Genomic DNA, 10,675 nt, shown 5'->3' with positions numbered 1-10,675 from the left:
CACTCTCCGAGAGAATACCGGCGGCAGCGGGCATCGTTAACTTAAGATACAAAAGCTGTCCGGAAATGGCGGGTCAAGATCACACCAGCTTATCTTGAGTTGATTGTAAATGATATTTTTCTATCACTAAATAATGAATGTAATGAAACTATCGAGTGTAAGTGTGGATATGATATCTACACATTAATGGGATGTAATAAAATTGGAACAAAAATATTCCCTAAATTCATTATTAAAAACAAACCTGCCGATTTAACGACTTTCGATGAAATAGAAATAAGCATCAACCAATTAAATATAATTCTTCACGATGGTCATTTTAGTAACAAATTTGAAGAAGATACTTTCATTAGTCCAATAAATCAATCTAACTTCGAGGTGGATGTAGCCGATAACGATTCAATAAAATCAGTATCGGATGATTGGGTCTGCTGGTCAAGCATTTCCCACGAGAAAGATGTTATAACAAGACTTACTCAGAGACATATTATAAGCATAAAGGCTAAACACAGTTTAAATTATGAGGAAGTGATAAAAGAGTCTCGCCACATATGCTTGTTATTTACACTTTTAACTTTGATACAGCTTCACATAAATTTCGCGTGGATTGTCCATAAGAACAAACGTTATTGTATCTACTTTCCATCGATAAAACAATGCTCAATCAAAAAAATTGAATGGCATCATTCAATGATTAACTTGAAACAGATCAATTCGGATACTTGGTTTAATATCATTAACAACTCATATAAAAACATAAACTTTGATAAGATATGGGCGAGATTTTATGGGATGTTATCCTATAATAGTTACTGGGAATATGATTTCCTAGGGTTTATAAGTATATTTGATTATTACCTTAGCTTGAAATTTAATAAAAAACATTTAAATAGCTTTAAAAAAAGATATATCGCGCAAATGAATGATGTATCACATAATATTAATAGATTTATATCATTATCTTTAGCCCAGTTTGAACGGTTACTAACTATACGTAATGGTGTTGCGCACAGCGATCCAGATAAGCTAGATGTCCTTGATGATATTTCGGTTTTGATAATACTAAAAAAAAGATTAATAATACTATTAAATTATCTTGCGTTAAAAGATTTAGGCATCAGTGATAACACTTATGCTGATTCAGCATTGCGTTCGTTCAATCCTATTTTATTAAATTCAGTGCCAAGCAAAAAGTGGCTTCATAAAATAATAGGTGATACACAAACACTGATATTATCCGAAGAGAATTTTGAACAACTAAAAAACACTTCAAAAAAATCAAACGATTTAATAATAATTAGTAAAAAAAACAGGTGAGTTTATTTATGATGAAAGATTAACAAACGAACTTAATAAACAAATACATACCTCATACGAGAAATATGATAACACTTGTGATTATATCGATAATGAAATTACAAAATACGTTGATGGGGAATACATGTCAAAATATGCTGGTAGATTACATATACATACTATTGAGCAAGATGATTTTATAGAAGCTACTTCTGTTTATATTTTGCATGAAATTAATTAATATACTAACAAGGCAATAAAATAAATTTATTGCCTTGTAATTATCTATTTTTTTCTAACTCTTTTCGTCCTAATGATTTAAGCCAATTCCCCAAACTCATACCCTCTTCTTTCGCCGCCTCTTCAAACTGTGCTTTCAACTCCGGTGTAATACGAATCTGAAAAGTTGGTGCTTTTCCTGATTTAGATTTGTTAGGGTCGCGTTTAGCTGTTGACATGTACGTACCTATAAGAGCAAGATATCTTCAATGAGGTACGTACCTTAACATACGACAACCTCAAATTAAAACGCCCTCGCCAGGTACTCGCAATACCGGACGAGAGCTAACCTCACCAACTATCAAGAAGTTGATTATGGCTGATTCGCATTCTACCCCAGACACCGACCAATCCGGAACCGAGCGTTCGTTAATTGTGGGATACCGCTCGAATGTTTTCGACAAATCCACGCCCAATATCATTTTGTCTGGCAAATGGCCACGCGCGGCAGGGTTTGAAACCGGACATCAGGTGACCGTCAAAGTGATGAAAGGGTGCATTGTTCTGGTGGCATATAACGAGCAGGAGCAGAGGTTGCAGAATGATTACAAACGTACAAAAGCAAAGTTATCCCAGATCGAGAATACGCTAGCGAGTCTGCAATTATCATAACGTTTCCCCTATAACCCATCTGGCTGCGTCAAGGCAGCCAGCATAACAAAATTTATGTAATGCCAGTTATTGCCCACAATATTTAAAAAGGATCTTACCCAACTTGTAACACGGGCTTACAAGTTCTTTATTAAAGGGATTTATACAAAATATTAATACTTAGGAACAATAAGTTCCTCCTACATTATCAATAGTTTATTCATATCTCTTTTTCCGATGAAAATCACATTTTAAGGAAACAATGCAGAGTATTTTGGCTCAATCTATCGAAGGAGATTGAGATGGCTATACCTGTTTACTTATGGCTTGAGGATGATACAGGCCGAAAAATTAAAGGGTCTGTCGACGTAAAAAATCGCGAAGGTTCAATAGAAGTGATTGAGTTTATGCATTCTGTCGAACAACCTATTGATAAATTTTCCGGAAAAATAACAGCAAAACGTATTTGTAGTACCTATGCATTCATGAAAGAAATTGATTCCTCATCCTCTTATCTATACAAAGCCTTGAGCACAGGACAAACGCTAAAAAAGGCAGAATTTATATTTTACAGGATCAACTATAATGGGCTAGAGGAGGCTTACTTTAAGACTATTTTAGAAAATGCAAGAGTGGTACAAATTGAACCTATTATGTTTGATATTAAACACCCACGTAATGAACGCTATACACACCATGAATATGTAGATTTAACATATGAAAAAATAACATGGCACTACATTGATGGAAACATTATACATACTGACACATGGAAAGAGCGCGCTTAGGGAGAAAGTATGTCCTGGGAATATGATGTAAAAGAGCACAAATTTTGCCTAAATGGTGTATATCAGTTTGATGCGGATTATGCAGGAGCAAGTGGTTACAAAAACGATCCTTCGCAAGAATGTGTCAAAAACAGCGGACCTCTTCCCAGAGGAACCTACACAATTGGTTCACCCCATAATTCAGCGCATACTGGAAAATATACTCTCAGCCTTACGCCATACTCGACAAATGATATGTGCGGTAGGGATGCATTTAAAATTCATGGTAAAAGCAGTTTGCACCCGGATGATTCTTCAGAAGGTTGCATCATTGCTCCTCTGAGTGCCCGGAGGAGTATCTGGAAAAGCAACGATACGGTACTGATTGTCAAATGAAGCGTTTATTTTGTTTATTACCATTACTGGTTGCAGTCAGTCCGCATGTCTTAGCAACTGAAATGACTGGCTTCGCAACCCAGTATGACGACGAAGACGGAACGCTGACGGAAATTTCAACAACAATGCCCCTATCTCCCACTATCACTATCGGTATGAAAATCGTTCAGATGGAGGTAACTCACCTATCAGATATAGCCAAAACTCCTGTTAAGAAAGGCAGTTCCGCACGCTGGGTCTGCCTTCATGACGATGATGGTACGAATTACTGGTTCATTTCAGATAACGAAATGGGTGCAGGATTGCTGACTGCACTAGCTATTGCCCGGGATGGCGTCCATAAAGAGTGTGCAAAAACAACGGAGCATGTCAGCGTATCAGTCGCTAATGTTCCATTGTTAAATGCGACTCATGAGAATTTGGTCAAAGTGTTCGGCAAGAAAGAGATCGCCAAAAACAACGCGATGCTATTTTATCAGGAGACGCCAGTACAGAATGGATTCACCCAGAGCAATACAGTCTCTTATTACTTCAATGGCGAAAAAATGCATGGCGTAATCATCGGGCAAATTACCAGTAACTAGCTTGCAGGCTCCCTCTTCTCAGGAAGAGGGAGTCAAGGCTACTCAGCCAACCGCATATGCAGCAACGGAAACGGATTCCCCTGCCCATCAACCTCTGAGCGGCCGACCTGCACAAACCCCATATGGCGATAAAACGCGACGCCCTGCGGGTTTTGCTCATTCACATCCACTTCGTTTACGCCAAACTCTGCGATGGCATAGTGCAGCAGTAATTTCCCCACGCCCTTTCCCCGGCTCGCATCATCAACAAACAGCATTTCAATGCGGTTTTCATTCACGCCTAAAAAGCCGTGGATAATACCTGCATCATCGCGGGCCATCACGACGGTGAGGTTTGGCAGATACGCGTTGAGCAATAGCGGGCGCAGAGCCGCGATATCGCTTTCCTGTAAAAAGTGATGGGTAGCGCGAACGGAAGATTCCCAGATTGCGACCAGGCGTTCGAAGTGTGGGGGATGTGCGGTTTCTATTTTCATGAGGGGATCATGTTTGGAAAACCGAACTAATTCAAGTCACTCTGTGCGTGCTGCTCCCCCTCACCCTAGCCCTTTCCCACGGGGAGAGAGAACCGATCGCGCTAAACCTTCACCTCCATCACCGCGTACACCCCATCCTTTGGCACCACCACGGTGACATTCTCCACCGGCACGCCCGCCGCGAGGTGGATATCCTGCAATTGCTGCAACGACCTGGGATGGATGTCCTCCCAGCCAATACCGCGCAGCACAAAGTCGATCTGCGGGCTGCTGGTCAGCATATTCGACACAATCACCGCCCCGCCGGGCTTCACCAGCCGCAGCGCGCGCTGCAGGAAAGTCACCGCATCGGTATCGCTGAAGTACTCAAATATGCCCAGCGCGTCGACCAGTTCGGCCTGATGCTCGCCCAGCTCCAGCAGTAAATCGTCGTTACGCACCAGCGTATGCAGCAGGTTGCGCCTGAGCAGCGTCAGCTGTTCGCCCACAACCAGCCCCTCCTGCGCGGCCATGGTCTCGGCCCAGCTCAGCGCGACGGGGTCTTTATCTACCAGCGTCAGGTACACCTGTTGGCCGTCGAGCTTTGCGTTGCGCAGCGCCTCAAGCACGGGAATGGCCGCCCCGCTGGCCAGGCTCACCCAGTTGTTCTCGCTCTCGTTATGGATGTACTTCTCTACCAGCGCAGCCAGCACTTTTGCGCGGGAGCGCACGCCGATGGCGTCGTTAGCGTGAATAAACCACTGGCGGCTGTCGCTGTCCATTTTCGTGCCTTCGGGGAGGCGGTCCTCCAGCGGATTTTGCACCACAAACAGCGCCAGCGCAGTGGGAACCAGCCGGGCGCGCCACGCGAGAAGCGCAGGCCGGTTGCGAAAAGCCTGTTCGGAGTAACGGTTCTGCGGGACAAGCACCGCCTGCCCGCCCTCTTCGTATTCAATCAGCGGAGGGCGAAGCGCCGGGTCGGCTTTCAGCGCCTGGTTAAGCGCGTTGATCTCCCGGGCAGTCTCGTCTTTCATCGGCCACTGGTCGCTGACATCAGGAAATGAGGCGCTGAAAATGGTCATATTTCCCGGTGCGCTGCCGCGAAAAGGCTGCCAGTTCATGTCATCGTCCCCCCGTTGGGCTTTTAACGGAAGTGTATCCAGGCAAACCAGTAATACCCTACGAAGAAAGCACGAAATCGGGGCATTAGCTCTGCGACGTGCGCCACACCCCAGGCGTACAGCCGTACTCAAGCTGGAAATGACGAATAAAATGGGCGCAGTCGCTAAAGCCCATCCGCCGCGCAATGTCCGTGACGCTTTGCTGCGAGTTCTTCAACAGCCAGCAGGCATAGCGCAGTCTGGCGCTGCGGATAAATTCACGTGCCGTTTTACCAAACTCGGCGTGAAACAGGCGATTAAGCTGACGCTCGCTCAGCTTGACGTCCTGGGCCAGCCCGGCGGCGCTAAGCGGGCGTGTCAGGTACTGTTCGATGATCATGACCGCTCTGCGCAGCCGCGAGTCCGGGATCAGCGCAATATTGGCAGGCCGCGGGGTAGTAACAGCGTGCGGTGAGAGCGATAAACGCCGTGACGTGGTGGCGGCAATATCGTCGCCCGCATGGGCGCGAATCAGCGCCGTGGTTAGCGTCAGCGTCGAGATCCCGCCCGGGCAGGTCAGCACATCGCCTTCATCGATAAAATCCAGCCCCTGCTCGGCATAAACCTGCGGAAACCGTTGCGTGAAGACGTCATGATGATAAGGATGGATCGAGGCGCGCCGTTCATTGAGGATCCCCTCTTCCGCCAGGATAAAGCTCCCGGTGCCAATACCGATCAGCGGAATGGCATTGTGATGCGCCTCTGCAAGAAATGCCCGGTCGTCCGGGAGTCCCTTATCCAGATCCTCCAGGCTTCCGCCAATCACGGCAATATAGTCGTATTCCCCCGGAGTAAGATGCGCGGCTTCAGGCTGCACGCTAATGCCGGCGCTGCTGGTGATGGGCAATTCCGCCCGGGTGCTTATCAGACTGAGTTTGAACGCGATTTTCTGTCTGGATTTTTGTACACAGGACGCCGTACGTAACGCCTCCATTAACCCCGATAGGGCTAATAACGAAAAATGGGGCCACAGAAATAAACCGATATGCAGGGGTTTATTTCGTGCAGAACCACGCCTGCATGAGTCATCAGTTAAAGTTTTCATTACCTTGCCAAAAAATATTAATTACATTATCGCAACATATTGTGTTGCTCTTATATTACTCTAAGATATTTCTTAGCGGTTCAATAAAGTATAAATGATGACCACAAAACAGCAACGCTTTTCCCGTTCAGCCCTCCGTTTTTGAGGGATGGCACACATAGGTCGGTAACGTCCCCAGAATGAATAAATAATTATCATTCTGCTGTTTCTTAATTCGCATATAAATACTCTCGTTGGGGTAGATGAAAAATAACGGTTCGTACTTCTCCAGCCAGCTGTCGCTCACGTCATCATCGGGGAATTTGATATTGCGGACAGATCGCATGTAATAGACATTATCTTTGCGCTCTACCTGAAAGAATATTTTACGATTAAAGGTCTTACCCGGATCGCTCTTCACCCGACCGTTCATGCTGAGCGTGCCGTTGTTACCGTCCACCGTATAATTTAGCCACAGGGTCAGTGTCTCTTCAGGATGGTGCTGAATAAAGTTCACCTGACAGGCAAAAGGGTGAATGTAATAACGCTGCCACAGATAATAGCCAGCGGCTAACGCCCCCACCAGCAGGCACAGACAGAGCGTTAACAGCGTTTGACGGTAACGAGCCATATTAATGATCCTGAATAAAGTAATCTGACATACAACGGTTTGGTTCCGTCATTGCCCGGTCGCAGCGGATCACCGAAGCACGCGGCAACAGGCTATATCCACTGATATAGATCCAGGGATAACTGCTGCATTCATCTTTAAATGGCGCAGCATAGGCCAGCGCTTTTTCCCTGTCCTGCGGCGTCTCGATATCGCGGGCAAAATAGAGCCGACACTCTCCCATCATTGTCGTGAAGCGGTAACCGTCCACAAAATAGTTGTCATGCGGCCGGCTATAGCTGATGACGCTCACGCTAATGATTAACAGCAGCGCCAGCAGTGCGCCCACCAGCCAGAAGCGACGTTTCGCAACCGGAGCAACGGGAGTGACAGGAGCCACGGGCTGCGGTACGCCAGCCTCTTCCTGAACGGTCTGGACCGGCACTTCTGGCTCTGCCGAGGGCAACTGCGCCTCTTTAATCGTAATTTGCGTATCGCTTGCCAGCGTCAGGCCAATACGGGGGATCGTGACGATTGGATCGGTTTCAAACCCGGCTTTTTTCAGCCCCTTACGCAGAATAGAGATATTCTGGTAATAGGTATTCGGCGACACCATCATTCCCCGACGCTGCCAGACAATGTCCATACACTCCTGTTGAGTGACAATACTCCCGGCTCTTTCAATCAATAACAGCAAACAACGTCCGGCAGGCGAGTTTAATACCACCACCTGTTCAGGATTATTGAGGTCGCGTAATGTGCTGGCCGCAGGATGAAACTCGACGATGCCATTAATGATATAATACTTATGCATAAGACTCGTTAAATACCTCCTGTAAACGCCGGTTTAAGGATTAATGTGACCGATAAACCCGCGTCTGTATATCCTGGCGCCTGGCGAAAAATCTTATTTTTATTTTTTCTTAACCGCTTATCTGAAGTTCTCTTAACTGCCTTTTTGGCCATATGAGATCTGGCAAAGCACCTGAAAATGCCTCATGCTACCTTTCCCCACGCGGACTTGACACTGACAAAACTCGACAAAACGGCGAATTGAACGCTTCGGCCATCCGTGTCTGAATTATTCAGAGACCTTTATTCACTTTTTCCGATGAAACCAGACAAGACGCGGCCTGTAGGTAATTTCAGTCATCTCAAACTCGTCTAAAAGACCCGTCATAATTAACAGTTTCACCCTGAAATTGTTATCAGAAGTAAGTAACAAGGCGGAATAACTGACATCACCAGACAATTTCCTTACAAAACATTTAGTAAAGCCAACTTTTCATTAAAAAGTGTCGGTATGATTAATTACAGGCAAATATGAGGCAGCCGGTACGGCAGGGAGATAATGAAGAAATCCGTTTAGCTCAACTTAATACAAATTAAGATTAATTCAGATTACCTGTTTCGCACTATCCGTATAGTGACTCCATACCGTGCAATGCTTAATTGCTTCGAAAATACAGGCATCGTTCTGCCAGACGGGCGAGCCTCATTACAATTATAAATCGAGGGAATAACATGGCGAATAAAACCGGAAATAAACGTCATTTAACAACCGCACTGTTGGGAGGCGATCACTTTTCACGTCAGGGGATCGCCGCGGTATTAAAAAACATGGTTCCTGAAATACAGATAATAGCATCAAGCGATGATTATTCATTAATGGAAACCGTGTGTTTAACCACCCCCGTTGATGTCATTTTTTTATCCGGCACGGAAAAGTATCACGCGGGATTTGATTGCCTGAAATATATAAAAAACATCAAATCCCGCCAGCCTGACGTCCTTATTTGTATGTATTCCGCGCCAGCCAATTCCTGGCTGTGGATACGCGGCGATATAGATGCCTATATCTCGCTGCAGGAGCCACTTTATCACTGGCGAGCCAGCTTATTAAAAATGGTCGATAGCCGATATCGCCCAAAAAAGAAACCCACGGCGTTATCGCTGACGCCGGGCGAATGGCGAGTATTGAAGGATCTGCGAAAAGGTCTGGATATGCGTTATATCGCCGAAACAGAGCAGCTTTCTTACCGCCGCGTCAGCGCGTTAAAAAGCTCAGCGATAAGAAAACTTGGGCTCAGAAATAAGACAGATTTGCTGGTCTTTTTAACCAGTTAGATCTGTCGACCAAGAGCACAACCCGACATAACGACAACATGGAATCAGGACAATGAAAGCTCAATTTAAAACGAAAACACTGCTTGCCGTCGCCGTTGCGGCAGTACTGCCAGCAGGGTCGGCGTTCGCTGCAACCACCAGCGGCGGCACGGTGAACTTCAGCGGCAAGGTGGTGACCTCGGCCTGCGCCATCAGTGCTGGCAGCGCCAACATTGATGTCGACATGGGCGAAGTGCGTACCGCCACGCTGGCCGCAGCAGGCAGCGAAGCCAGCACCGCGAAAGCCTTCTCCATCACCCTGGAAGATTGCGAAATCGCCGATACCTCCGCCTCAACGGAAGACAACCCGATTGCCGCCACCACCGTGGCCGTGACCTTTACCGGTACGCCGGATGCGGCCGATGCCAACAGCCTGGCCGTTGGCGCAAACGGCGGCGCTAACTCGGCGCAGCATGTTGCGATTCGCCTGTACGACGAGCAGGGCAAAGTGGTGAAGCTGGGTGAACCTGCCGCCGCCATTCCTCTGCGTGCGGGAGCCAACACCCTGAACTTCAGCGCGAAATATTACTCACCGCAGGGCAACGCCACGGCGGGTGATGCCAGCGCGGTTGCAACCTACACCGTTACCTACTCGTAATTTTCAGGCCCGGTTCGCTGGCCGGGCCTGACTCAGCTTTAAGGAGACGCACCATGCGCGCAAAAGCAGGGATCTGTCTGGCTATTTCATTATGTTCATCCGCCGCATATGCAGGCGGCGTAGGGCTGGGCGCCACGCGAATGGTTTACTCCAGCACTACCAACCAGTCCATGCTGCAGGTCAGGAACACGCATCCCGACGCCACGTTCCTGATCCAGTCATGGATGGAAAACGAAAAAGGGCAAAAAACCAACGACTTCGTTATTACGCCGCCACTGTTCGTCATGAAACCGGCCAGCGAAAGCGCGGTGAAAATCATGTTTAACGGTAAAGCCCTGCCAGAGGATCGCGAAACGCTCTACTGGATGACGGTGAAAGCCATCCCGCAGCAGACCAAAAGCGGTTCCGGCAATTCGCTGCAGTTTGCTTCGGCAAACCGCATCAAGGTGTTTTATCGCCCGGAGAGCCTTGGGCAAGGCGCAGGGGACGCCTGGAAAAGCCTGACCGGAGCCTATCGCGGCGGAAAGGTCACGCTCAGCAACCCAACGCCGTACTACCTCACCACCATCAACCTGAAAATCGATGGCATGCCGGTACAGCCGGTGATGGTGCCGCCGAAATCCAGCGTAACGCTGGGCGAAACCTTCAGCCACGCCAGCAGCGTGAGCTACCAGACCATTAACGATTACGGCGCATGGACGCCCGCGACACGCGCGGCATTGTCCCAATAATCCCGACTGTGAGGCGTG

General features: G+C 47.2%; 14 protein-coding genes. 8 read left to right on the top strand and 6 right to left on the bottom strand.

From position 1 onward, the window contains the following. Positions 1-186: 186 nt before the first annotated feature. Positions 187-1,317, top strand: coding sequence for a HEPN domain-containing protein (locus AX755_RS01600; RefSeq protein WP_062856181.1), 1,131 nt, complete (start codon positions 187-189; stop codon positions 1,315-1,317). 260 nt (positions 1,318-1,577) lie between these two features. Here AX755_RS01600 and AX755_RS24185 read toward each other — a convergent pair whose 3' ends face one another. Then, on the bottom strand, positions 1,578-1,754 hold the full coding sequence (locus AX755_RS24185; RefSeq protein WP_073971389.1) for a toxin-antitoxin system HicB family antitoxin: 177 nt from the start codon (positions 1,752-1,754) through the stop codon (positions 1,578-1,580). 136 nt (positions 1,755-1,890) lie between these two features. Here AX755_RS24185 and AX755_RS01595 point away from each other — a divergent pair, with 136 nt between their 5' ends. The 4 genes from AX755_RS01595 to AX755_RS01580 all read left to right on the top strand — a co-directional run bounded on the left by AX755_RS01595 (position 1,891) and on the right by AX755_RS01580 (position 3,913). Next, complete coding sequence (locus tag AX755_RS01595) at positions 1,891-2,187, top strand: SymE family type I addiction module toxin (protein WP_029881889.1); 297 nt, start codon at positions 1,891-1,893, stop codon at positions 2,185-2,187. A 281-nt stretch (positions 2,188-2,468) separates the two neighbouring features. Beyond that, positions 2,469-2,954: an Hcp family type VI secretion system effector gene (locus tag AX755_RS01590; RefSeq protein ID WP_029881888.1), complete on the top strand. Its 486-nt coding sequence runs from the start codon at positions 2,469-2,471 to the stop codon at positions 2,952-2,954. A 9-nt stretch (positions 2,955-2,963) separates the two neighbouring features. Beyond that, positions 2,964-3,329: a tlde1 domain-containing protein gene (locus AX755_RS01585; RefSeq protein WP_073971388.1), complete on the top strand. Its 366-nt coding sequence runs from the start codon at positions 2,964-2,966 to the stop codon at positions 3,327-3,329. After that, on the top strand, positions 3,326-3,913 hold the full coding sequence (locus AX755_RS01580) for a hypothetical protein (protein WP_224085143.1): 588 nt from the start codon (positions 3,326-3,328) through the stop codon (positions 3,911-3,913). The genes AX755_RS01585 and AX755_RS01580 overlap by 4 nt, the downstream gene beginning before the upstream one ends. A gap of 38 nt (positions 3,914-3,951) precedes the next feature. Here AX755_RS01580 and AX755_RS01575 read toward each other — a convergent pair whose 3' ends face one another. The 5 genes from AX755_RS01575 to AX755_RS01555 all read right to left on the bottom strand — a co-directional run bounded on the left by AX755_RS01575 (position 3,952) and on the right by AX755_RS01555 (position 7,976). Then, positions 3,952-4,389, bottom strand: coding sequence for a GNAT family N-acetyltransferase (locus AX755_RS01575; RefSeq protein WP_062856180.1), 438 nt, complete (start codon positions 4,387-4,389; stop codon positions 3,952-3,954). Between the two features lie 101 nt (positions 4,390-4,490). Continuing rightward, on the bottom strand, positions 4,491-5,489 hold the full coding sequence (locus AX755_RS01570; RefSeq protein WP_062856179.1) for a class I SAM-dependent methyltransferase: 999 nt from the start codon (positions 5,487-5,489) through the stop codon (positions 4,491-4,493). An 85-nt stretch (positions 5,490-5,574) separates the two neighbouring features. Beyond that, positions 5,575-6,462: a GlxA family transcriptional regulator gene (locus tag AX755_RS01565; protein ID WP_038982500.1), complete on the bottom strand. Its 888-nt coding sequence runs from the start codon at positions 6,460-6,462 to the stop codon at positions 5,575-5,577. A gap of 238 nt (positions 6,463-6,700) precedes the next feature. Further along, the gene (locus tag AX755_RS01560) at positions 6,701-7,183 is read right to left on the bottom strand and encodes a hypothetical protein (RefSeq protein ID WP_013094867.1); all 483 of its coding nucleotides are present in this window, start codon (positions 7,181-7,183) and stop codon (positions 6,701-6,703) included. 1 nt (position 7,184) lies between these two features. Then, positions 7,185-7,976, bottom strand: coding sequence for a winged helix-turn-helix domain-containing protein (locus tag AX755_RS01555; protein WP_062856178.1), 792 nt, complete (start codon positions 7,974-7,976; stop codon positions 7,185-7,187). A 710-nt stretch (positions 7,977-8,686) separates the two neighbouring features. Here AX755_RS01555 and AX755_RS01550 point away from each other — a divergent pair. The 3 genes from AX755_RS01550 to AX755_RS01540 are packed head-to-tail and all read left to right on the top strand — an operon-like array spanning position 8,687 to position 10,657. Further along, complete coding sequence (locus tag AX755_RS01550; protein WP_048972229.1) at positions 8,687-9,289, top strand: LuxR C-terminal-related transcriptional regulator; 603 nt, start codon at positions 8,687-8,689, stop codon at positions 9,287-9,289. Positions 9,290-9,341: 52 nt separating this feature from the next. Beyond that, positions 9,342-9,926, top strand: a complete 585-nt coding sequence (locus AX755_RS01545; RefSeq protein WP_013094864.1) for a fimbrial protein — start codon at positions 9,342-9,344, stop codon at positions 9,924-9,926. A gap of 53 nt (positions 9,927-9,979) precedes the next feature. Beyond that, entirely contained in the window at positions 9,980-10,657 is a 678-nt protein-coding gene (locus AX755_RS01540; RefSeq protein WP_023621016.1) for a fimbrial biogenesis chaperone, read from the top strand. Positions 10,658-10,675: the final 18 nt, after the last annotated feature.

It is taken from the genome of Enterobacter sp. SENG-6, assembly GCF_001605945.1.
Lineage (GTDB): Bacteria > Pseudomonadota > Gammaproteobacteria > Enterobacterales > Enterobacteriaceae > Enterobacter > Enterobacter cloacae.
Note: the sequence above shows the minus strand (reverse complement) of the source record. Positions and strands in the feature narration are given on the sequence as shown.

Coding starts and splice junctions, on each gene's coding strand:
- AX755_RS01600 (WP_062856181.1), top strand. CDS start 187: ATGGGATGTAATAAAATTGGAACAAAAATATTCCCTAAATTCATTATT.
- AX755_RS24185 (WP_073971389.1), bottom strand. CDS start 1,754: ATGTCAACAGCTAAACGCGACCCTAACAAATCTAAATCAGGAAAAGCA.
- AX755_RS01595 (WP_029881889.1), top strand. CDS start 1,891: ATGGCTGATTCGCATTCTACCCCAGACACCGACCAATCCGGAACCGAG.
- AX755_RS01590 (WP_029881888.1), top strand. CDS start 2,469: ATGGCTATACCTGTTTACTTATGGCTTGAGGATGATACAGGCCGAAAA.
- AX755_RS01585 (WP_073971388.1), top strand. CDS start 2,964: ATGTCCTGGGAATATGATGTAAAAGAGCACAAATTTTGCCTAAATGGT.
- AX755_RS01580 (WP_224085143.1), top strand. CDS start 3,326: ATGAAGCGTTTATTTTGTTTATTACCATTACTGGTTGCAGTCAGTCCG.
- AX755_RS01575 (WP_062856180.1), bottom strand. CDS start 4,389: ATGAAAATAGAAACCGCACATCCCCCACACTTCGAACGCCTGGTCGCA.
- AX755_RS01570 (WP_062856179.1), bottom strand. CDS start 5,489: ATGAACTGGCAGCCTTTTCGCGGCAGCGCACCGGGAAATATGACCATT.
- AX755_RS01565 (WP_038982500.1), bottom strand. CDS start 6,462: ATGGAGGCGTTACGTACGGCGTCCTGTGTACAAAAATCCAGACAGAAA.
- AX755_RS01560 (WP_013094867.1), bottom strand. CDS start 7,183: ATGGCTCGTTACCGTCAAACGCTGTTAACGCTCTGTCTGTGCCTGCTG.
- AX755_RS01555 (WP_062856178.1), bottom strand. CDS start 7,976: ATGCATAAGTATTATATCATTAATGGCATCGTCGAGTTTCATCCTGCG.
- AX755_RS01550 (WP_048972229.1), top strand. CDS start 8,687: ATGGCGAATAAAACCGGAAATAAACGTCATTTAACAACCGCACTGTTG.
- AX755_RS01545 (WP_013094864.1), top strand. CDS start 9,342: ATGAAAGCTCAATTTAAAACGAAAACACTGCTTGCCGTCGCCGTTGCG.
- AX755_RS01540 (WP_023621016.1), top strand. CDS start 9,980: ATGCGCGCAAAAGCAGGGATCTGTCTGGCTATTTCATTATGTTCATCC.